The organism is Nocardia sp. CA-290969, assembly GCF_050936135.1.
GTDB lineage: Bacteria > Actinomycetota > Actinomycetes > Mycobacteriales > Mycobacteriaceae > Nocardia.
This window is the reverse complement of the sequence record NZ_JBNJNJ010000001.1, coordinates 6,459,860-6,478,695: the sequence shown is the minus strand read 5'-3', so window position 1 is coordinate 6,478,695 and position 18,836 is coordinate 6,459,860. Positions and strand designations below refer to the sequence as shown.

Annotated in this window: 23 protein-coding genes and 2 tRNA genes; 11 read left to right on the top strand and 14 right to left on the bottom strand. The window is 68.6% G+C overall.

Annotated elements, in window-relative coordinates; all coding sequences use genetic code 11:
- The first annotated feature begins 55 nt into the window (after positions 1 to 55).
- Both ACQEVO_RS29535 and ACQEVO_RS29530 read left to right on the top strand, forming a co-directional pair.
- Positions 56 to 140, top strand: a tRNA-Ser gene (locus ACQEVO_RS29535).
- Between the two features lie 118 nt (positions 141 to 258).
- Positions 259 to 873, top strand: coding sequence for a putative glycolipid-binding domain-containing protein (locus ACQEVO_RS29530; RefSeq protein WP_432919698.1), 615 nt, complete (start codon positions 259 to 261; stop codon positions 871 to 873).
- 213 nt (positions 874 to 1,086) lie between these two features.
- Here ACQEVO_RS29530 and ACQEVO_RS29525 read toward each other — a convergent pair whose 3' ends face one another.
- Entirely contained in the window at positions 1,087 to 2,067 is a 981-nt protein-coding gene (locus tag ACQEVO_RS29525; RefSeq protein WP_432919697.1) for a prephenate dehydrogenase, read from the bottom strand.
- Positions 2,068 to 2,125: 58 nt separating this feature from the next.
- Here ACQEVO_RS29525 and ACQEVO_RS29520 point away from each other — a divergent pair, with 58 nt between their 5' ends.
- From ACQEVO_RS29520 to ACQEVO_RS29510, 3 genes are all read left to right on the top strand, one after another.
- A complete protein-coding gene (locus tag ACQEVO_RS29520) occupies positions 2,126 to 2,665 on the top strand; it encodes a tRNA adenosine deaminase-associated protein (RefSeq protein WP_432919696.1) in 540 nt (179 codons plus the stop codon).
- A gap of 23 nt (positions 2,666 to 2,688) precedes the next feature.
- On the top strand, positions 2,689 to 3,135 hold the full coding sequence (locus ACQEVO_RS29515; protein ID WP_432923152.1) for a nucleoside deaminase: 447 nt from the start codon (positions 2,689 to 2,691) through the stop codon (positions 3,133 to 3,135).
- 56 nt (positions 3,136 to 3,191) lie between these two features.
- Positions 3,192 to 3,282 (top strand) — tRNA-Ser (locus ACQEVO_RS29510).
- Positions 3,283 to 3,446: 164 nt separating this feature from the next.
- Here ACQEVO_RS29510 and ACQEVO_RS29505 read toward each other — a convergent pair.
- From ACQEVO_RS29505 to ACQEVO_RS29495, 3 genes are read right to left on the bottom strand one after another with little or no spacing between them, the layout of a single operon-like run.
- Positions 3,447 to 3,740, bottom strand: coding sequence for a DUF1330 domain-containing protein (locus ACQEVO_RS29505; protein ID WP_432919695.1), 294 nt, complete (start codon positions 3,738 to 3,740; stop codon positions 3,447 to 3,449).
- Positions 3,741 to 3,776: 36 nt separating this feature from the next.
- Positions 3,777 to 5,210 carry an MFS transporter gene (locus ACQEVO_RS29500; protein ID WP_432919694.1) on the bottom strand — a complete coding sequence of 478 codons (1,434 nt, stop codon included), beginning with the start codon at positions 5,208 to 5,210 and terminating at the stop codon, positions 3,777 to 3,779.
- Complete coding sequence (locus ACQEVO_RS29495; protein ID WP_432919693.1) at positions 5,207 to 5,665, bottom strand: MarR family winged helix-turn-helix transcriptional regulator; 459 nt, start codon at positions 5,663 to 5,665, stop codon at positions 5,207 to 5,209. The genes ACQEVO_RS29500 and ACQEVO_RS29495 overlap by 4 nt, the downstream gene beginning before the upstream one ends.
- A gap of 230 nt (positions 5,666 to 5,895) precedes the next feature.
- Here ACQEVO_RS29495 and ACQEVO_RS29490 point away from each other — a divergent pair, with 230 nt between their 5' ends.
- Positions 5,896 to 6,603 carry a hypothetical protein gene (locus ACQEVO_RS29490; RefSeq protein ID WP_432919692.1) on the top strand — a complete coding sequence of 236 codons (708 nt, stop codon included), beginning with the start codon at positions 5,896 to 5,898 and terminating at the stop codon, positions 6,601 to 6,603.
- Positions 6,604 to 6,659: 56 nt separating this feature from the next.
- Here the strand turns inward: ACQEVO_RS29490 and ACQEVO_RS29485 are convergent, their stop codons facing one another.
- The gene (locus ACQEVO_RS29485; RefSeq protein WP_432919691.1) at positions 6,660 to 7,463 is read right to left on the bottom strand and encodes a ferredoxin reductase; all 804 of its coding nucleotides are present in this window, start codon (positions 7,461 to 7,463) and stop codon (positions 6,660 to 6,662) included.
- Positions 7,464 to 7,658: 195 nt separating this feature from the next.
- Between ACQEVO_RS29485 and ACQEVO_RS29480 the strand changes: the two genes are divergently transcribed.
- Entirely contained in the window at positions 7,659 to 8,264 is a 606-nt protein-coding gene (locus ACQEVO_RS29480; protein WP_432919690.1) for a TetR/AcrR family transcriptional regulator, read from the top strand.
- Here the strand turns inward: ACQEVO_RS29480 and ACQEVO_RS29475 are convergent.
- Both ACQEVO_RS29475 and ACQEVO_RS29470 read right to left on the bottom strand, forming a co-directional pair.
- Positions 8,237 to 9,715, bottom strand: a complete 1,479-nt coding sequence (locus ACQEVO_RS29475; protein ID WP_432919689.1) for a hypothetical protein — start codon at positions 9,713 to 9,715, stop codon at positions 8,237 to 8,239. The genes ACQEVO_RS29480 and ACQEVO_RS29475 overlap by 28 nt on opposite strands.
- Positions 9,712 to 10,335, bottom strand: coding sequence for a TetR/AcrR family transcriptional regulator (locus ACQEVO_RS29470; RefSeq protein WP_432919688.1), 624 nt, complete (start codon positions 10,333 to 10,335; stop codon positions 9,712 to 9,714). The genes ACQEVO_RS29475 and ACQEVO_RS29470 overlap by 4 nt, the downstream gene beginning before the upstream one ends.
- 73 nt (positions 10,336 to 10,408) lie before the next feature.
- On the opposite strand from ACQEVO_RS29470, the gene ACQEVO_RS29465 reads away from it, so the two are divergent.
- Entirely contained in the window at positions 10,409 to 10,744 is a 336-nt protein-coding gene (locus ACQEVO_RS29465) for a YnfA family protein (RefSeq protein ID WP_432919687.1), read from the top strand.
- A gap of 219 nt (positions 10,745 to 10,963) precedes the next feature.
- Here ACQEVO_RS29465 and ACQEVO_RS29460 read toward each other — a convergent pair whose 3' ends face one another.
- Together ACQEVO_RS29460 and ACQEVO_RS29455 are read right to left on the bottom strand one after the other, a co-directional pair.
- A complete protein-coding gene (locus tag ACQEVO_RS29460) occupies positions 10,964 to 11,401 on the bottom strand; it encodes a DoxX family protein (RefSeq protein WP_432919686.1) in 438 nt (145 codons plus the stop codon).
- Between the two features lie 154 nt (positions 11,402 to 11,555).
- Entirely contained in the window at positions 11,556 to 12,422 is an 867-nt protein-coding gene (locus ACQEVO_RS29455) for an EamA family transporter (protein ID WP_432919685.1), read from the bottom strand.
- Between the two features lie 74 nt (positions 12,423 to 12,496).
- On the opposite strand from ACQEVO_RS29455, the gene ACQEVO_RS29450 reads away from it, so the two are divergent.
- Positions 12,497 to 13,417, top strand: coding sequence for a LysR family transcriptional regulator (locus tag ACQEVO_RS29450; protein ID WP_432919684.1), 921 nt, complete (start codon positions 12,497 to 12,499; stop codon positions 13,415 to 13,417).
- Between the two features lie 22 nt (positions 13,418 to 13,439).
- Here ACQEVO_RS29450 and ACQEVO_RS29445 read toward each other — a convergent pair whose 3' ends face one another.
- The 3 genes from ACQEVO_RS29445 to ACQEVO_RS29435 all read right to left on the bottom strand — a co-directional run bounded on the left by ACQEVO_RS29445 (position 13,440) and on the right by ACQEVO_RS29435 (position 15,149).
- The gene (locus ACQEVO_RS29445; protein WP_432919683.1) at positions 13,440 to 13,805 is read right to left on the bottom strand and encodes a hypothetical protein; all 366 of its coding nucleotides are present in this window, start codon (positions 13,803 to 13,805) and stop codon (positions 13,440 to 13,442) included.
- A gap of 95 nt (positions 13,806 to 13,900) precedes the next feature.
- Positions 13,901 to 14,257, bottom strand: a complete 357-nt coding sequence (locus ACQEVO_RS29440) for a MerR family transcriptional regulator (RefSeq protein ID WP_432919682.1) — start codon at positions 14,255 to 14,257, stop codon at positions 13,901 to 13,903.
- Positions 14,258 to 14,735: 478 nt separating this feature from the next.
- The gene (locus tag ACQEVO_RS29435; RefSeq protein WP_432919681.1) at positions 14,736 to 15,149 is read right to left on the bottom strand and encodes a hypothetical protein; all 414 of its coding nucleotides are present in this window, start codon (positions 15,147 to 15,149) and stop codon (positions 14,736 to 14,738) included.
- Between the two features lie 278 nt (positions 15,150 to 15,427).
- On the opposite strand from ACQEVO_RS29435, the gene ACQEVO_RS29430 reads away from it, so the two are divergent.
- Positions 15,428 to 16,249, top strand: coding sequence for an SDR family oxidoreductase (locus tag ACQEVO_RS29430; RefSeq protein ID WP_432919680.1), 822 nt, complete (start codon positions 15,428 to 15,430; stop codon positions 16,247 to 16,249).
- A 7-nt stretch (positions 16,250 to 16,256) separates the two neighbouring features.
- Here the strand turns inward: ACQEVO_RS29430 and ACQEVO_RS29425 are convergent, their stop codons facing one another.
- Both ACQEVO_RS29425 and ACQEVO_RS29420 read right to left on the bottom strand, forming a co-directional pair.
- Entirely contained in the window at positions 16,257 to 16,718 is a 462-nt protein-coding gene (locus tag ACQEVO_RS29425) for a DUF6640 family protein (RefSeq protein WP_432919679.1), read from the bottom strand.
- Between the two features lie 20 nt (positions 16,719 to 16,738).
- Positions 16,739 to 17,935: an FAD-dependent monooxygenase gene (locus ACQEVO_RS29420; protein ID WP_432919678.1), complete on the bottom strand. Its 1,197-nt coding sequence runs from the start codon at positions 17,933 to 17,935 to the stop codon at positions 16,739 to 16,741.
- Positions 17,936 to 18,073: 138 nt separating this feature from the next.
- Here ACQEVO_RS29420 and ACQEVO_RS29415 point away from each other — a divergent pair, with 138 nt between their 5' ends.
- Complete coding sequence (locus ACQEVO_RS29415) at positions 18,074 to 18,799, top strand: TetR/AcrR family transcriptional regulator (protein WP_432919677.1); 726 nt, start codon at positions 18,074 to 18,076, stop codon at positions 18,797 to 18,799.
- Positions 18,800 to 18,836: the final 37 nt, after the last annotated feature.

Here is an 18,836-nt window from a genome sequence, read left to right as displayed (position 1 = left end):
GACCGCCGGGCGGATTTCGGCCGCGGCCGGGGGCATCGGTTAACATCGAGGCCCTGGAGACGTGGCAGAGCGGCCGAATGCACTCGCCTTGAAAGCGAGAGTCGTGAGAGCGACCGGGGGTTCAAATCCCTCCGTCTCCGCTTACGCCGGCCGATCGCGGCCGGTCCGCGTGCCGGCCGCCGAACTCGCCCGCCGGCCGGATCGACTACGGCAATGGCGCTACGGCGTGCAGCCGCACCGGTTGCGTACGGTGGACACGTGACGGAAACGAGCGATGAAACCCCTGGTCCGGGCGCCGCGCCGGAGCCGGTGCGGTGGCCCGCTGTGCTCACCTGGCGCTCGCACGACCATTCGCGCATGGAATCGGTCCGGGTAACGCTGAACGGTAACCGGATCCGGGCCAGTGGCCGCATCATCGGTGGTGGCTGCGGGGAGCATCCCGCGTTCAGCGCCTCCTACGACCTGGTCACCGACGAGAACGGGGCGACCAGGCGGCTGTCGCTGCGCAGTACCACCGCGGCCGGAGAACGGCACGCGTCGATCGCGCGCGACGAGGAGAACTACTGGCTCATCGACGCCACCGACGTCCATATCCGGTCGGCCTTCGGCGGAGCGCTGGACGCCGATGTGGTGCTCAGCCCGTTCTTCAACACCCTGCCGATCCGCCGTTTCGGCTTACAGCACGCGATGGAGGATGTGCAGGTGCCGGTGGTCTACGTCGGCCTGCCGGACCTGTCGGTGCAGGAAGCCGATCTCACCTACAGCAGCGCGGGGGACGGGATCAGCGTGCTCTCGCCGGTGTCCAGCGCGACCCTCACCGTCGACCCCGACGGTTTCGTCCTCGACTATCCGGGCCTGGCCGCCCGGATCTGATCGCTCGACTCCGGATCGGCACAAGCATCGGTTCCGGCCACGCCCCGTACGCATCTGCCCCGTTCCCGCAAGGGCGAGAAATCGCCGGTCCGCCCGGCGGCCGGTGCTGCGCCGCCGGGCCTTCGCCTGTGAACGGCCGCCCGTGGGAGCCGGGCGGCTACCGGCCGGGCCCGGTTTCGGGACTGGGCGGTCCGCGGCGGGTGCCGGGCGCGGTTACCGGCCGAGGACTGGTTCGGGCGCGGGCGGTCCGAGGCGGGTGATCACTCCGCCCGACCGCCCGGCTTCCTGCAATTTCTCCAGCCAGCCGGGCGCTCCCGGTTCGATATCGGTGATCTCCCAGCGCTGCGCGGATTCGTACCGCTGCCGCGCGGCGTGCCCGGCGGCGGTGAGTTCGTCGAGGGAGGTGTACGCGCTCAGTGCTTCCCGCGCCTCGGTCAGGGCGGTGAGTGTTTCGTCCAGCACCGCCAGCAGGGCGTCGGAGTTCGGTTCGCAGATCGCGCGCACCAGATCGGGTGCGGTGGCGGCGACCCGGGTGCCGTCGCGGAACGACCCCGCCGCCAGGCCCAGCGCGAGGTCACCGCCCCGTGCCCCGGCCACCGCCAATGCCTCGGCCAGCACATGGGGCAGATGCGAGATCCGGGCGACAGCGCGATCGTGTTCGGAGGCGATCACCGGAACCACCACCGACCCGCAGTCCAATGCCAGCCGCGTCACGCGTGTCCAGGCCTCTGGATCGGTGCCCGGGTCCACGCCCACCGCCCAGGCGGCGCCGCGGAACAGATCGGGATCGGTTGCCTGCCAGCCCGATTCGGCGGTGCCCGCCATCGGGTGCCCGCCCACATACCGTTCCTCCAGGCCGTAGCGGCGCACGGCGGCCGCGACCGGGGATTTCACACTCACCACATCGGTCAGCGGGCACTGCGGCGCGTACTGCGCGATGGCGTCCAGCATCGGGTTCACCGCCGGCATCGGCACCGCCACCACGATCAGCGCGCTGGTCTCGGCGGCGCGGCGCAGTACCGATTCCAGGTCGTCGGTTACCTCGAATCCGGCGCTCTGGGCGGCCGCCACGCCCGGGGCCGAGCGGTTGTATCCCCAGGCGGTGTATCCGGCCGCGGATACCGCACGCAGCAGCGATCCGCCGATCAAACCCGTCCCGAGAACACAGAGCGCCGTATGGTCGTCAGCAGTCACCGGAACAGATTCGCATACGAGTTCATCTAACGGGCTCCAGCCGACTACCGTTGCGCCCATGGCAGCACAGCGCTCGGGCACGAACAGGGCGACGTCGGACGATTACGACGACGTCGAGGGGTTCGCGGTGGCCGTTGTCCGGGAAGACGGTACATGGAAATGCAGTCCGCTGACACCGGCCGCGCTCACCACACTGTCCGCCGCGGAGAACGAGCTGAAGGCACTCCGTTCCTCCGGGGCGGTTTTCGGACTCCTGGACGTCGACGACGAATTCTTCATCGTGGTCCGTCCCGCCCCCAGCGGCACTCGCCTGCTGGTGTCGGATGCGACCGCCGCGATCGACTACGACATCGCGGCCGACGTCCTGGAGGAACTGCATATCGAGATCCCCGATATCGACCCCGACGATCTGGACGACACCGAGCCGTGGGAGGAAGGTGACCTCGGCATCCTCGCCGACCTGGGTCTCCCGGAGCCGGTGTTCAGTGTGATCCTCGCCGAAACCGACCTCTATCCCGACGAGCAGCTTGCGATGATCGCCGAACGGCTCGGCTTCGCCTCGGAGTTCTCCGCGGTGCTGGACAAAATGCAGAGGTGAGCGGCCCGCTCTCCGATACCGAGATGGTGCGGGCGGCACTTGCCGCCGCCCGCACCGCCGATCCGCGCGACGTTCCCGTCGGCGCGGTGGTGTTCGACAGCGAAGGTCGTGAACTCGCCCGCGCCGCCAACGCGCGCGAAGCCACCGGCGACCCCACCGCCCACGCCGAGGTACTGGCCCTGCGCCGCGCCGCCGCGGTCCACGGCGACGGCTGGCGGCTCACCGGCACCACCCTGGCGGTAACCCTCGAACCGTGCACGATGTGCGCCGGCGCCCTGGTCGCGGCGCGGGTGGACCGGTTGCTGTTCGGTGCGTGGGAACCGAAAACGGGGGCGGTGGGCTCGCTGTGGGATGTGGTCCGCGACCGCCGCCTCAATCACCGCCCGCAGGTGCGCGGCGGAATCCTGGAAGCCGAATGCGCGGCGATCCTCGACACCTTCTTCCACTCCCAGCGCCGACCCGGCCCATAATCCCAGGTCGACGCCCGATTTAGAGGATCGCCGGCCGGTCCGGTATTGTGACGGGCGGTGGCGTGTCCGAGCGGCCTAAGGAGCACGCCTCGAAAGCGTGTGAGGGGTAACCCCCCTCCGAGGGTTCAAATCCCTCCGCCACCGCCACAGCCTCTCACCTGGAAACGTCAGGTGAGGGGCTTTTTCATGCCGCCTCTGCGGCGGCGTCGGCGCGTTGCTCTGGATGCGGGCAAGCGCCGCTAGCGGCCGTGGGAACGCGCAATCATTGCTGGTAGGCGATGATTTGCGCTGCAGATCCGTCCGGACCTCGGTCAGTCGATGCCTTCGATGATGCGGAAGTCGCGCTCGACGCCGTCGGAGAGGGCGGCCAGCGCCTCCTGGTAGGCCGCACTCTCGTGCGCCGCGACGGCCTGCTCGAAGCTGTCGAACTCGATCAGGATGGTGCGCCCGGCGATCCCGGCGTCATGCGCCACGACCCGCCCGTCACGGGCGAGGATCCGACCACCCCCGGCCTTGACGGCCGGCCCGGCCAGCTTGTTGTAAGCAGCCAGCTTCTCGGGGTCCGAAATGGTGCGGTAGGCGCTGACCCAGTAGCCCTTGGGCATGGGAACCTCCAGTTGTCGGGATGAGTGCGTCTTGACTTACGGGGTGATGTCGGACGAGCGTCGGCGGGCGAGAGCGAGGCTTGTCAGCGTCGTTACTGCCATGGCGCCGATGCCGGCCAGCGCCGCGGTGGTGTAGGCGCTGTTGTCGGGGAAGAGGTCGCCGGGGCCGGTGCCTCCGGCGAGGATCAGGCCGCCGATGGCGCTGCCCAGGGAGTGCCCGACGCTGCGGACGACGTAGTTGAAGCTCATGGCGCTCGACGTCTCGCTCTTGGGGGTGACGGCCAGGATGACGCCGGGCATCGCGGCCGAGAAGCCGCCCACACCGAAGCCGAGCACGCCCATCGCCACGAACAGTTCTGCCAGGTCCGACCGGGCCGCCGCGAACAGGGCGAGCCCGCCGCCGACCACGACGGCGCTACCGGCCAGGAGCACGGGGTCGGCGATCCACGTCCGGAGCCGCGGCGTGAGCTTGCCGGCGACGAACCCCAGCACCGAGAACGGGATGAGGACCAGCCCGGCGACGAAGGTCGTCAGCCCGAAGCCGTAGCCGGCGTCGTGCGGGGTCTGTGCGTACCGGGTGATGAGCGTGAGCAGGAGGTACATACCGATCCCGCCGACGAACATGGCGAGGTTCGCCCCGGCGACCGCCGGGTGCCGCACCGCTCGAACATCGACCAGGGGCGTCGTGCTGCGCAGCTCGACGGCGGTCCAGACGCAGAGCAGCACCGCCGCGACGACGGCGAGGCCCGCCGCCACGGCGAGGTGCCGGCTCCACAGACTCCGTTCGCCGGCGAGGAACAGCACCAGGAGCAGCGCAGCGGCCAGGACGACCGCGCCCGCCACGTCCACGTGGGCGGAGCGGCCTTCGGGGGCTTCGGGCACGCAGCGCCACGCGGCCAGGAGAGCGGCGGCGGTGACGACCAGGCCGAGGCCGTAGGCGGCCCGTACCCCGCCGAGCTCGGCGAGCAGTGCGGCCAGCGGGTAGCCGACGCCGGCTCCGATGATCGAAACCACCGAGATCTGGGCGATCACGGCCCCGCTGCGCTCCTCTGGGAGGTGGTCCCGGGCCACGCCCATCATCAGCGCCGTCAGCCCGAGCCCGATGCCCTGGGCCGCTCTGCCGGCGAGCAGCCACGCGAACGGCAGCGGCAGCACGGTGAGCGCGCTGCCGGCGACGACGACCGCCAGCGTGGCGAGGATCGTGGCCCGCCGGTACGGGCCGGCGCCGAGCCTGCCCAGGACCGGCGTCGCGACGGCGCCGCTGAGCAGTGTGACGGTCAGCGTCCACTGCGCGCTGCCGAGCGAGACGTGGAACGAGGTCGCCACGCTGGTGATGAGCGGCGCCCCGAGGCTACCGACCGCCGCCACGACCAGACCGATGAACATCAGCGTGGGGACCAGCAGCCGCGCCTCGGAATGCTCCCCGGCGAAAGCGTTCACCGGGGCCCCGCCGACCGGCTGCCCGGTCACTGCTTCGGCCCTTCGCGGTCCTGGCTTTCGAGCTCGGCCAGATGCTTCAGCGCTGGAAGGGCTGCCACCAGCGCCTCGACCTCATCGCCGGTGAGCTCGCCGATCAGCCGCTCGAACGCGTGGACGCCCGCCTGGCGCCGCGTCCGGACATAGGAAGCGCCGGCCTCGGTCAGGCACACCAGCGTGACCCGCTTGTCGGACATGTCGCTCTGCCGCTCGACCAAGCCCGACTCCTCCATCACCCGGACCAGGGCGGTCATCGCGGGCTGGGTGACGCCCGCGATCGCGGCCAGATCGGTGATGCGCCGCGGGCCGGTCCGGTCCAGGGTGGCCAGGGTCGCGGCGGACGTCAGGCTCATGTCCCGGGGCAGGCGTCTCACGGCGCTGGTGGCGAGGCCGTAGAGGACTGCCCCGATGGCGGCGGACCCGTCGGGAACGGTGTCGTGACGACTCATGCCAGAAGCATAACAGTTTTATATTTATAGTTTATGTAAGTTTCAGTGCGCGATCCAGAGGCCTGCCGGTGTTCGGATCGGCGCGGTGATCGACCTGTTCGTAATGCGACCGGCCGGGTCGTCGGGGGAGTGCCGACGCAGCCACCCGGTGATCTCCCTTGAACCCGAATAACGTGCGGTGCTAGACCGGTCCGGTCGTCCGTGTCGTGTTTTCGGGCCAAGATGGCAGCGTGCATATTCCCGCGTACGAGCCGGACCCTGGCGCCGAGTTGTACGACGCGACCGCGTTGACCGATGACCCCGCATTCTGGTCGTACCACTTGTGTGGGACGGTTCTCGGCGCGTACGAATTCTTCGGTGTGCCCTATCGGGAGTTTCTCCGGATGCGCGACGAGCGGCTCACCCATCCCACGCGCTGGCCGGTGTTGCGCATCCCGCTCGCCGGGGACCACGAGATCTACATCGTGTACGAGACATACACCCTGACGCCGGGCGAAGAGTACGAGTATTCGGTGCGGTACCTGCTCCGTCCCGCTGGTCAGGAGCGGACGATCGTGCTGGGCGCGGCGGAGATGGAGGGCACCTACGGTGGGTTGCGCTGGGCGGAGCTCGTCGATGCCGCCACGCCGGCCGGAACCGATGGGATCCAGCGGCCCGGGGCGCGACTGCTCGCGCTGCTGCCGATGCTGGCGGATGCGGACCGGCCGTTCGACGCCGCCGAGATCGTGGCGAGCGCGTTGCGTGAACAGGGCGCCACCGACCCCGAGCGACAGGCGGTCGCGCTGCTGACGGAGCGCGAGTTCTGCGGTGACGAGACCTGGACCGTGGATGATGCGGGTGTGTGGACGTGCGATGTCGGCCCGAACACCCGGTTCCGCGACGACGCCGGGACGGAATATGCGGAATTGGCCGAGATCAGCCGGGCGCTCATGCGTTAGCCCGGGTGGTCGTATGGACGACTGTGGACGCAGCCGACGTACGCTGTGCCGCCGAATCAGGAGGTCGGGTCGACTGCCGGAGTGTGCGGCGCGGCCGTGCGGGCCCCAGGACTGCGTTCCAGGTGCAGCGAACATGTCGGGTTCACGCGTGGGAGGGCGCGGATCGCCGCGTCCAGCATGGGCGGGGGTCCGCAGACATAGACGGCCGCGCCTGGATTCGCATATGCGAGAAGATCTGCCATTTCAGGTGCGCCGAATTCGTCGTCGGGCCGGATCACGGCGTCGGGGAGCCGGTCGTGGAATGGCATCGACTCCCGGGTGCGGCCGGTATAGATCAGCGTGCCGCGGCGGCCCGCCGCCCGGGCCATGGGCAGGAGGGCGGTGATACCCATACCGCCCGCGACGAAGAGGTAGTCGTCGGCGTCGACGAACGGGTAGGTGTGGTTGGGGCCGTGGACTCTGAGAACGTCACCGCTGCGCAGGTTTTCGTGGATTTCGATCGATCCGCCGTTGCCGTGTGGCATGAGCCGGACGGCGATCCGGTAGGCGGATCGGTCGCGTGGATCCCCGCACAGCGAGTACTGCCGCTGCCGGCCGGAGGGCAGGAAGACATCGAGGTGGGCGCCGGGTAGCCAGGCCGGTAACGGCTCACCCTCGGGATCGACCAGCACCACGGCGACCACATCGACAGCTTCCCGCTGGATTGCAGCGATAACGAGCTTGCGGTTGAAACCGCTGTGCCACAGCAGCTTCGATCGCGGCAGTACCGACGACGGCCGATGCGTGACGAATATCGAGCGGCACGCGTCCATCGCCGCACCGATCATCTGGAGGCCGCGCGGCGGCACCTGGGTGCCCATCAGCTGTGCCCGGGTAGTCGGGCGGGGGGATGTACCACGGAGAAACAAGCGGATGCTTGGGTGGTCTGCACCATTCGCCGAATCTACATGGCAACACAAACTATGGCAATGTTGCAATATTGCGAGTGCAGGGTGGGCGTTTGCGACCGGGCCGATAGGTGTTTGCGCCGACGGTGTCCTTGCTAGCGTTATCTCATGTCCGCCGCGTACACATCGTCCCCTGGGCTGCAGGATGGTATCGAGGCCCGCATTCTGGACGCGGCGTTGATCAGATTCGGCGAGTTCGGTGTCAAGAAAACCACCATCGAAGACATTGCCCGCCAGGCCGGTGTCGACCGGGTGACCATATACCGCCGCATCGGTTCGCGCGACGATGTGGTGCAGGCGGTGGTGAGCCGTGAGGTCGCCGCTGTTCTCACCGAGGTGGACGCGATCTCCACCCGCCACGAACGCCTCGACGACCTGATCGCCGATATCTTCGTCACCGTGATCCGCCGCTGGCGCGAACATGTCCTGGTGAAACGGATGCTCGACGTGGAGCCGGATCGGCTCCTGGAAAAGCTCACCACCGAGGGCGGCCCGGTTTTCGCCATGTCGGTCGCCGCCGCCCACACCGCCCTGTGCCGTGCCGCCGATTCCGGCCTCCTGGACGAACCCGCCGACCTGCTGACCAGGGCGGAACTGGTGTGCCGCCTGGTCCACTCGTTCATCCTCTGCCCCTCGGGGCTGGTTCCCCTGGACTCCGACGAACAACTCGACGAATTCGCCCGTACCTATGTAGTCCCCATGGTCACCGGCTGATAGGAGACGACCGCGGTGGCGTAGGGCTCGAGCAGGGCGATGCCTGCCTCGGGGGTCGTCGTGTACGCGTCACCGTCGCCGACCTGCTCGAGTTCGAGCCGGCCGTGGTCGTCGGGGAGGGTGACGGCGACCGGGTAAGCGGTTTTGTTGACCAGGAGGAGTTTCCGGTCGCCGGCGGCCGTCAGGAATGCCTGGGCGTGGAACCGGGGGTCGGGGTATCCGGGGAAGCCGGCGGAGGTGGCCACCAACGCGTCGCCCTTGCCGAAATGCCGTAGCAGCAGGGCGAGTGCCTGGTAGCGAGCGTTGGGTGCGCCCGTCTCCCAGTCGATGAGGCTGACTCCGGGGATCATGCCGGGATAGTCCATGAACTCGGCGATGCCGACCAGGTCGATGCCCAGTGCGACGAGTTTCGACCAGAGATAGGACTGCACCGCGGCACTCAGCGCCCAATAGCTGTCCGGGATATCGGGTTCGGGGTTCATGATGTCGGCCGGATAGGAACCCAGCTCGTTGATGAAAGTGGCCGTGCCGGGCGCCAGGCGCTTGCGGATGGAGTCGATGAAACGGACCTGGTCGAGGAACATATCGGCCTGGGAGAAGAAGAGATTGCGCCACTGGTCGCTCGGTGCGTTGCCGAGTGCGGCGAAGGGGTTGACGATCTCGGGCTGGGCGTAGAAGTGGTAGGAGATCGCGTCGACCGGGATGCCCGCGGCGTGGTTGGCCGGGTCGAGGAAGTGCCAGAAGTACTCCGGCTCATGGTGGATATGACTGAGGGAGAGCCCGATGAACTTCATCTCGGGATCCAGCGGGGCCAGGCGCGCGACCACGGCGTCGTAGAGCGCGGTGTAGGTCGCGGGCGGCAGCCGGTGGCCGAGATCGGGCTCGCAGAGCACCTCCCAGTAGGCGAAACGATACCGGTGGCCCGACTCGTGCCACCGGCCCAGTTCGTCGGTGAAACCGCCGGCGATGTACCAGCTCGCGAGCCGGTAGAAGTAGTCGGCGACCTCCTGGAAGGTCGGGTCGCGCAGTTCCGTGCCCTGTTCGTATTCCCAGTGGATCTCGTCGGGGTCATCGGAGACCGCCACCGGTTCGGGCGTGACGAACATCCAGGCCGGGATCGTCGCGAAGTTCGCCACGACGGGCCGGCCCTCGGCCGCCGCGACGAAATCCTCGACGAAGGGGTCGAGCAGTTCGAAGTTCCACGAGGTGGAATCGGCGGTCGGCGGAGTGAGTTCGGGCACCGCGACCCTTGGCTGGCTGTACCAGGGCAGGAAACGGGCGAGATCGGCGCGGAGTTCGCGCAGCGCGGTGAACGCTTTGTCGTGGATCGGGGATCCACGGCGCAGCGGCGGCGCGGTCCACAGATGCGTCGTGAGTGTGGTCCGGGAGGCGCCGATGGCTTCGTCCCAGTTCACCTGCGCGGTGGCGGGTGGGGGTTCGATGGTCGTCATGTACTGGTTCCTTCCTGGGGGAGATGCGGCAGGCCGAGCGCGGGCAGGATGGCCTGATCCACGATCGCGGCGCGTGTTCCGGCGTCGGGCAGTTGCCCGGTGTCGAGTTGATGTTTGATCACCAGCGCTTCGCCGATATCGACGACAACCGGTGTGACCAGGCGGGGATCGATATCGCCGCGCGCGGCGTAGTGCTCGATGACAGTGCGGGTGAAGCGGCCGCCGTGGCTGTCGAAAACCCGGGTGTAGAGCGCTTCGACGAGTTCCGGCCGGCGTTGCCGCTCGGCGAGTATCGCCGCGACGGCCGGTGCGGTAGGAGCGCCGAGCCACCCGACCAGCTGTTCGAGGGAAACCAGCAGATCCGATCGCAATCCACCACCCTCTACAGCGACCCGCTCCACCGGATGCGCGTGGGCGAGGGCGTCGAGCAGTAGATCCTCGACTGTCTGCCAATGCCGGTAGATCGAGGTCTTCGCCACCCCCGCCCGCCGCGCGACCCCTTCGATCGCGAGCCGGCCCAGCCCTTTCTCGGTGACTTCGGCGATCACTGCCGACCGGCAGGCTTCGAGTACATCCTCTAGCGAGCGGCGGCGTCCCGGTTGCTCAGCGTCGGTGACCATGCCGCCACTTTAGCTACGTCTGCGTAGCTACGCAACCGTATCTATATCGCCTCGCGGGCTAAGCTCTCCCAACATGACTGTTGCGCGCTCTGTGCTGCTCTTCGTGCTGGCCGCCGTTGCCGAAATCGGTGGCGCCTGGCTGGTGTGGCAAGGCGTGCGCGAACACCGCGGGTGGGCCTGGATCGGCGCCGGTGTCATCGCCCTCGGGATCTACGGGTTCGTCGCCACCCTGCAGCCCGATGCGAACTTCGGCCGGATCCTGGCCGCCTACGGCGGCGTCTTCGTCGCCGGTTCCCTGCTGTGGGGAATGGCCGTGGACGGCTTCCGGCCCGACCGCTGGGACGTCATCGGTGCCGCCGTCTGCCTGGCCGGGGTCGCGGTCATCATGTACGCGCCTCGCGGCGCCTGAAAATCAGCCCTGCGGGCTGCCCGGAGTGTCTGGGCGTCGCGACGGCGGGCGGTAGCGCACGACGACGGCCACCTGGCGCGGTGCCCGGGACCCGGGCACCGCGGACCAGATGGCCGCTCCGAACCGATCGCCGCCAACCCGACGGGCGACCGATTCGCCGAACGCACGATCGGCGATCGGTGGGTGAACCACCGATCGCCGGTCGTGCTTATGGGTTTGTCATCGCGAGAGCGAGTCGCGCAGGTCGGCGACGGTGGCGCGGCGCTCGTAGGCGATCCAGGCGAAGATCGCGGCGAGGACCAGCGGGAAGATCGCCATAGCGGGTTCGCCGGCGAGGAACGCCTGCGTTCCGGCGGCGAGCACAGTGAGAACCGACAGGCCCGCGGCGGCCAGTGCGCTGAGCCGCGGCACCATCAGGCCGATACCGCCCGCGACCTCGACGACTCCGATGAAAATGAGCAGTGCGAAGGGGATGGTCAGGTTCGCGGGTGCGTTCTCCACCAGGGAGTTCGGCATCACGAGTTTCGGTCCGCCGGAGGCGATGATGAAGAACAGGCCGAGGACGATCTGCAAGGTCCACAGGACCCGGTTGCGGATCTTGCCGGGACGGTAGGTGACGTCGTCGGAGAAGTTGGCGGTGGCGTCGGCGATGGTCATTGTCGGTCCTTCTGGTCGGTCGCGCCGGGTTGGTAGCGCGTTCAACCGATAAGACGGAGCACCACCCGAAGAGTCATCGCTGTGCGAAAAAGTTTTTCGGAAGCCCGTTGCCGGGTTCCGCTGTGGGTACCGCATCCTCGGTGCCGAGTCCGCACTACAGCGGAGGATGATCCACCGCGGTCGAGCGTCTGCCCGAACCGGATCGAGCCGAGTGCCGGACCGCCACCGCGGTGGCCGTGCAGATACAAGCGATACCCAGCCACCGGTGGGCCGATAGCGTCTCGTCGAGGACGAGCAATCCGGCGATCGCGGCCACCACCGGTTCGAGGCTCAGCAGCACTCCGGCGGTTGCGGCGGAAATACGTTGGAGCGCAGCCATTTCCAGCGAGTACGGAAGCACCGCGGACAGGATCGCGACCGCGGCGCCCCAGGCGAGGATCTGCGGTTGGAACAGGGTGGCGCCGTTGCTCGCGACCCCGGCGGGCAATACCAGGCAGGCGGCGACGGGCAGGGCGAGCGCCAGCGCCGTGTGGCCGAGGTCGGCGGCGAGTTCGCGGGAGAGCAGCAGGTAGCAGCCCATCGCGACGGCGGACGCTCCGGCCAGGAGTAATCCCTGCCAGTGCAGTGGCCCGGCGCCGGGGTCGCGGATCAGCCACACGCCCGCCGCGGCAAGGCCCACCACGATGAGGTCTCGTGCCCGGCGCGAACCCGCCACCGCGACCGTCAGTGGGCCCATGAGCTGGATGGTGCTCGCGACACCGAGTGGCAGGTAGTGCAGTGCGGGGTAGATGAGGTTCATACCGGCGATGGACACTCCGAGCCCGGCGATCACGGCGCCTTGCCGCCGGGCGCGGGGTCTGCTCAGCGGGCGGTAGAGCGCGGCCGCGACCAGTGCGGCGATGCCCAGTCGCAGGCCGGCGACACCGAGGGGGTCGAGCCGGTCGAACAAGCTTTTGCCGAGTGCCTGCCCGGATTGGGTGCAGACGGCGGCGGTGAGGACCAGAAGGGGAGCCGGTATCACCTTTTCCAGCCTGAACGCCCTACGGATTCAGGTCCATCGAAAGATTCGAGGCGTATTCGTTTAGCGTGAGCTACATGATCGACCTCCGCCGCCTGCTGGTGCTGCGTGTTCTCGCCGAGCGGAGGACGGTCACGGCCGCGGCCGCCGACCTGCATGTGACCCCTTCGGCGGTGTCGCAGCAGTTGCGGTCGCTGGCTTCCGAACTCGGTGTGGAGCTGGTGGTCCGGGCCGGGCGCAATGTCGAACTCACGCCCGCGGCCCGGTCCCTGCTCGCCCATGCCGACGACCTGGGCGCCCGCTGGGAACGCGCCCGCGCCGATATCGCCTCCGGCAACGAGACGCTCACCGGCAGCCTCCGGTTGTGCGGGGTGTCCTCCGCCGCGGCTGCCGTTCTCATACCCGCCGCCGCGCGACTGCGCCGCGACCATATCGGTCTCGACGTCCACATTCGTGAACTCGAAAGCGCCGAATGCTTCCAGCAGCTCCTGGCGCAGCGCGCCGATATCGCCCTGGTCCTACCGGCCCACAGTCCGCCCGCCGACGATCCGCGCTTCGAGCAGCAGCCGGTATTCGACGACGCCCAAGACCTCCTCGTACCCGAAAACCATCCCCTCACCCGGCGCCGCGAAGTGCGGTTGCCGGACGCCGCCACCGAAAACTGGATCGTCAAGCCGGAGAACAACGACTCCTACGACCTGCTCCTGGCCGCCTGCGCCGCCGCCGGATTCACGCCCCGCATCACCCACCACCTGAAGGAGTGGTTCGCCGTATCCGCGGCCGTCGCCCACGGTTTCGGTGTCTGCCTACTCCCACGGCTGGTACCCGTGCCTGAGCACCATCGCACCGTGCGCATCCCGCTGCACGGCTCTATCCGGCCGACGCGCGTGATCACCTGCGCGATCCGCCGTGGCAGCCGGGAGCACCCGGTGATCGCCGCCGGATTGCACACCATCGCCGCGATCGCCGGTGAACTGGCAGCCGAGGGGCCCGGGTAACCTGCGTGACCGGGTGCGGGGGTCAGTCCCGATAGACCTTCACGTAGGCGTTCGTAGTGGTCCCGACGCTGAGGGGACCCAAGCACGAGGCGGTGCCGTGGCCGGAGGGGCCGAAGGAACCGCTCCACGAACCCTGGTAGGGACCGATGGTTACGAGTGGGAAGGCGTTGGGCACGGGGTGCAGGCCGAAGCACTCGACGATCAGCGCGTACTCCCGTCCGGGAGGTCCGTCGTCGTGGCAGGTCGCGGAGGCGCTGACCAGGTCGCGCGTGACCGTGCAGTCCTGCGGCGCGGCGTGGGCCGTGCCGGCTCCGAGTACCGCGGCGAAGCCCGAAGTCAAGGCGGCGGCGACGGCGATCCGTGCGGCGACCAGTGTGGTCCTACTCATCCGAAAACCCATCTCTCACCGTGTTTCTCTGTCACCTGACCATCGATTACGCAACGTGCCACGTTACGAAAGAGGCCGGGGCCGGCGGTGCCGTGTTATTCGGTGTCGGTGCGCTTGTCGATGGTTTGCTGGAGGTCGGTGTTGCGACGCTCGGCGTCGGCCAGCTGGTCTTCCAGGACGACGATGCGGCCTGCCGCCTCGAGCGGGTTGCCGGCGTCGACGAGTTCGCGGATGCGGGCGGCGATACGGAGCTGGCTGCGGGAGTAGCGGCGGTGGCCGCCCGGGGAGCGTTGCGGGGTGAGCAGTTGCGCGGCGTCGAGGCCACGGAGGAACGCCTGGGTGACGCCGAGGATTTCTGCGGCGCGGCCCATGCTGTAGGCGGGGTAGTCGTCGTCGTCGAGTTTGTCGGCGGCGCTGTTGCCGTCGGCAGGATTGGTGTTCGGTTGCTGCACAGCACCTCTCGGGATTCAACGCTGGCAGGCCCCGGCGCGGTGCGCCGGGGCCTGGGGTTTACGGAATAAGGGGTTGACGTCAATTCTTTCCACCGGCCGCATGGGCCGGTGTCCTGCACCGCATCCGGGACCTGCCGGGATGCGGAACCGGTAGGTGACTACTCAGTGACCACCTCCTCGATCGACGGGCTTACCTGCGGTTCTCGAAAATTTCGTTTGCTCGCCCCCCTCCGGGGTCCGGCCGCTTGCACCGGGATTCTCTTCTCCGCCGGAGGGGACGAGGGGTACTGCATCTTCCGGAGCAGTTCACCTGCCCGGCCTCTGGACTCCATCTCTTCGAACGTCAGCGACTCTATCTGTGCGCTGACAGAATGTCTACAACCACGAGTGTAAATTTTCGGCATCCGCGGTGAGTGTTTATCTCGAAACGGTGGACGGTGGGCGTTCCGGCCGGTGATCCCGGCCGGAACGCCGCCGGTCAGGCGGCGTCGAGGGCCGCGGTGATCTTGCGGGACATATCCGACACGGCGGGGCTGGGGGCGCCCTTCTGGGTCCGGGTCGCGGTTTCCACGGCGACGAGCACGGTGCTGCGGAAATTGTCCGCCTCCGCCGCATCCTGCTGCTTCAGCAGGCTCATGGCGGTCGTCAGCGCGGGGAAGACCTGGTCGGCCAGTTCGGCGACGTTCTTGCCGGTCAGGTCGATGTCCTTCGCCTTGACGCCGGCGAGTACGTGCCCGACGAACCCGGTCGCCGTGGTGAGGGCGAGGGATCCGCCGGTGGCGGCCTTGTGGGCCGAGCCGCTGTACATGCCGGAGGCGGTGATCAGCGAGACGGCGCCGTACGCGGCGGTGCGCAGGGTGGCCTGGTCCTGGGCGGTGAGGGTGACAGACATTGTGTTCTCCTTCGGTGGTGTTCCGGGGCGGCGTTCTCGCCGTTGGAAAACACTGTCGCGGGTGCGCCTGACACCGGCCTGATACCCGCCTGATATGCCCACTGACACGGAGTTTTCCCTGTTCACCGATGGTTGTGGCCTGCTTCCGCGACCGCCGGGCCGGTCACCGGGAGTGGCCTGCCGGGCGCGGAGCACCGCGATCTCCGCCGGATCGCCACGGACTCAGCGCTTCCGGGATACGTTCGGAGCGATTCGCAATCGGCTCGGAGGAATGCGGTATGAGCACAGAGGTCAGCGTCGTCGTCGGTGTCGGGGGGATGGGCCGCGCGATCGCCGCGCGGATCGGCAGCGGCCGGCATCTGCTGCTGGCCGATTTCGACGACGGTCTGCTGGACGGTGCGGCCGGGCAATTCACCGAGCAGGGATTCGAGGTGAGCACCCACCGGGTGGACGCCGGCGACCCGGCCTCGGTGGCGGAACTCGCCGCGGCGGCCGCCGAAACGGGGCCGATCCGGCATCTGGTGCACACCGCGGGAGTGTCACCGGCGAACGCGCCTACCGACGCGATCGTGCGTGTGGATCTGTGCGGGGTGGCGTATGTACTCGACGAATTCGGGCCACTGATGGCCCGCGGTGGGGCGGGCGTCGTGATCGCCAGCATGGCCGGGCATCTGGCTCGGCTCACCGCCGAACAGGAAGCGGCGCTGGCCGCCACACCCGCGGCGGACCTGGCCGGCCTCCCGTTCCTGAACCCGGAGCCCGCCCTGCATCCGATGCTCGCCTACCCGATCGCCAAACGCGGCGCGACCCTTCGCGTTCAGGCCGCGGCCGGTGCCTGGGGCCGCGTCGGTGCCCGGGTGAATTCGATCAGCCCGGGCGTGATCTCCACCGCGCAGGGCCGCGACGAACTGGCCGGGGAGTCCGGTGCCCGGATGCGGCAGATGATCGAAAACTCCGCGACCGGGCGGATCGGCACCGCCGAGGACATCGCGGCGGCGGCGACCTACCTGCTCGACCCCGCCAGTAGCTTCGTCACCGGCACCGACCTGCTCGTCGACGGCGGTGTCGTCGCCACGACGCGAGCGGCGGTGCGCGCCTGATCCTCGGCTATTCCTCGCGTGCGGGCCAGGAAGGTCGCGGTTCGGGGGGAGTGGTGCGGAATACCGCTACCGACGCGACAATCAAAGCGACGAGCAGGATGATCGCGAGAAATACCTGCCCGTGTAGCCCGAGGACGAACAGGGTGCGGTCGTGGAACTCGGGATCGTAGGTGGCGGTGCCGGGGAATACGAGCGCGACGACCATGCCGATCCAGGGTGTGGACAGGACGGCGGCCGCGCACAGCAAGCGGCCGCGCGGATTCGTCCCGCGGCGTAGGAGGGCGAGTCCGATGGCGCCCAGTAGCACGGTCATCACCATGTACTGGGCGTCGTGGAATTTGGCGTGCGGGGGCCAGTTGTCGTTGAACGCGTGTTGTGCGGCCAGATCGGGAACCACCAGATCGGCCAGTACGGCGCCGGCCATGGTGATCACCGCGACCACGGCGAGCGTTATGCGGGAATACTTCATCCGGGTGTCCTCGAAACGGATCAGTTCGGCCATGTGTACGCGGGGGTGATGGAGCGCCCGAAGACGGCGCCCGGAATGCGCGGGAGCGCGGCGTCGCGCAGGCCGGCCAGGATCGGGTTGGTCCAGTGGGCGGGGGCGCCGGCCTGCCGGGAACGGCGAACCACCATCCGGGTGCGTGCTCGGCGGGCCCGGTCGTAGGCCGCGAGGCCCGCGCCGATCCCGAGCGCCGTAACTTTCTCGACGAGGGTGGCCGCGTCCTCGAGCGCCTGACAGGCGCCTTGCCCCAGGTTGGGGGTCATTGCGTGGGCGGCGTCGCCGAGCAGCGCGACCCGGCCGGCCACGAAGCGGGGCAGGTCCGGCAGCTCGTAGGTGTCGTGCTGTAGCACCGTCTCGTCCACGATGGTTTCCAGGAGGGCCGGAATCGGGTCGTGCCACCGCCGGAATCGTTCGCGTAGGTCCGCGGCGCCCGCCCGCGACCCGGCGGGCGCGTTCGCCATCGCGTAACAGTAGACGCGGCCACCCGGCATCGGGACCTGGCCGAATCGTGCACCCCTGCCCCAGGTTTCCACGCTCGCCGTGACAGCGCGGTCCGCGGCGAGGAAGCGCCAGGTGGTGTAGCCCGCGTACCGGGGCTGCGGGGCGGTGGGCCACAGCGTGCGCCGGGTGCTGCTGTGCAGTCCGTCCGCACCGATGACGAGATCACCGGAGGTCGTTCCCGCTGTGTGCACGACCGTGCCGTCCGGGTGTACCTGCCGGGCCTCGGCGCCGGGACGCAGGGTTTCGGCCGGAATCGCCGTAAGCAATAGGTCGATCAGGTCGGCGCGATGCACTGTGACCCATTGCCCGAAACGGTGTTTCAGCGCCTCGACATCGTTGCGGATCAGCCAGTTCCCGTTCTCGGCGCGTATTCCCGAGGGCGGGTCGGCGATCCGGCCGATCCGGCGCACATCGCCGATGCCGAGCAGGTCCAGTGCCCGCAACCCGTTGGGCTGGATGGTCAGGCCGGCTCCGGCCTCCGTGAATTCGGCAGCCCGTTCGAGTACTTCGATATCCCAGCCCTGCCGGTGGAATGCCGCGGCGGTGGCGAGCCCGCCGATACCGCCGCCCACGATCACTACTTTCACGGCCGCCGCCCCCGGACCGAGTGTTTCCGGGGCGAGGGAGCGAACGGGGTCGGGAGCCCACGCAGGTGCGCCCTTCTCGACTGCCGCCACCACACCGCTGTCACCAGCAGCACCGCCACCGGAATCCAATACAGCACAACCACAACTTCCCCTAGGGCTCGTTGGTTTAATTAATAGCATTAAGCATCCATAGACTATGTAAGATGTCAAGGACGAAAGGAGACCGGGAGGATGACTGCGCCCGCCGGTGGCCGGAAGGCCAGGTTGCGTGCTGCGACCCTGCGCGAGATCCACCAGACCGCACGAGATCTACTGGTCGAACAGGGTTCCGGCGCGGTCACCATCAACGGGGTCGCCAGGCGGATGGGGATGAGCGGCCCCGCGCTGTATCACTACTACAGCGGACACGAGGAGCTGGTCGGCGCCGTGACAGCCACCTTCTTCGACGAGTTGGCAGCCGAAATGGAAGCCGCCCGCGACGCGGCGGATGATCGCCCGGTGGGTGATCGCATTCTGGCGGTATGCCGGGCCATGCGATTCTGGGCGGTCGCACATCCGGCGGAATTCGGCTGGATCTTCGCCGGTCCGGTGGGCGCGCCCCAGCGGCGGCCGGAGTCGGTCCGGCATCGGGCCGCGCTGCGGTTCGAACGGATCCTGCTGGATCTGACGGTCGAGTTATGGGAAGAACGGCCGTTTCCGGTTCCCGCCCAGCTGCCCGAATCGCTGCACACGCAACTTCGGGCGTACTGCGCCGGCATCGGCAACCGCCTGCCGCCCGAAGCCGCCCACGTCTTTCTGTCCTGCTGGATCCGTCTCTACGGCCTGCTGTGTATGGAAGTGCTGCACCAGTTGGATTTCGCCTACAGCGACCTCGAACCTGTCTACGAGGAATGCCTGCGCGACCTGTCCGGTCTGCTCGGCATCGCGTACTCCGGTCCGCCGCCGGGCGCACGGTAGCGGAGTCGCCGTCACGATGCGAGCGGCGATGCGCGGC

What these genes read in the sequence shown, in the direction of transcription:
- ACQEVO_RS29520 (WP_432919696.1), top strand. Translation starts at nt 2,126, where the DNA reads ATGGCAGCACAGCGCTCGGGCACGAACAGGGCGACGTCGGACGATTAC.
- ACQEVO_RS29515 (WP_432923152.1), top strand. Translation starts at nt 2,689, where the DNA reads ATGGTGCGGGCGGCACTTGCCGCCGCCCGCACCGCCGATCCGCGCGAC.
- ACQEVO_RS29505 (WP_432919695.1), bottom strand. Translation starts at nt 3,740, where the DNA reads ATGCCCAAGGGCTACTGGGTCAGCGCCTACCGCACCATTTCGGACCCC.
- ACQEVO_RS29495 (WP_432919693.1), bottom strand. Translation starts at nt 5,665, where the DNA reads ATGAGTCGTCACGACACCGTTCCCGACGGGTCCGCCGCCATCGGGGCA.
- ACQEVO_RS29485 (WP_432919691.1), bottom strand. Translation starts at nt 7,463, where the DNA reads ATGGGCACCCAGGTGCCGCCGCGCGGCCTCCAGATGATCGGTGCGGCG.
- ACQEVO_RS29480 (WP_432919690.1), top strand. Translation starts at nt 7,659, where the DNA reads ATGTCCGCCGCGTACACATCGTCCCCTGGGCTGCAGGATGGTATCGAG.
- ACQEVO_RS29475 (WP_432919689.1), bottom strand. Translation starts at nt 9,715, where the DNA reads ATGACGACCATCGAACCCCCACCCGCCACCGCGCAGGTGAACTGGGAC.
- ACQEVO_RS29470 (WP_432919688.1), bottom strand. Translation starts at nt 10,335, where the DNA reads ATGGTCACCGACGCTGAGCAACCGGGACGCCGCCGCTCGCTAGAGGAT.
- ACQEVO_RS29465 (WP_432919687.1), top strand. Translation starts at nt 10,409, where the DNA reads ATGACTGTTGCGCGCTCTGTGCTGCTCTTCGTGCTGGCCGCCGTTGCC.
- ACQEVO_RS29460 (WP_432919686.1), bottom strand. Translation starts at nt 11,401, where the DNA reads ATGACCATCGCCGACGCCACCGCCAACTTCTCCGACGACGTCACCTAC.
- ACQEVO_RS29450 (WP_432919684.1), top strand. Translation starts at nt 12,497, where the DNA reads ATGATCGACCTCCGCCGCCTGCTGGTGCTGCGTGTTCTCGCCGAGCGG.
- ACQEVO_RS29445 (WP_432919683.1), bottom strand. Translation starts at nt 13,805, where the DNA reads ATGAGTAGGACCACACTGGTCGCCGCACGGATCGCCGTCGCCGCCGCC.
- ACQEVO_RS29435 (WP_432919681.1), bottom strand. Translation starts at nt 15,149, where the DNA reads ATGTCTGTCACCCTCACCGCCCAGGACCAGGCCACCCTGCGCACCGCC.
- ACQEVO_RS29430 (WP_432919680.1), top strand. Translation starts at nt 15,428, where the DNA reads ATGAGCACAGAGGTCAGCGTCGTCGTCGGTGTCGGGGGGATGGGCCGC.
- ACQEVO_RS29425 (WP_432919679.1), bottom strand. Translation starts at nt 16,718, where the DNA reads ATGAAGTATTCCCGCATAACGCTCGCCGTGGTCGCGGTGATCACCATG.
- ACQEVO_RS29415 (WP_432919677.1), top strand. Translation starts at nt 18,074, where the DNA reads ATGACTGCGCCCGCCGGTGGCCGGAAGGCCAGGTTGCGTGCTGCGACC.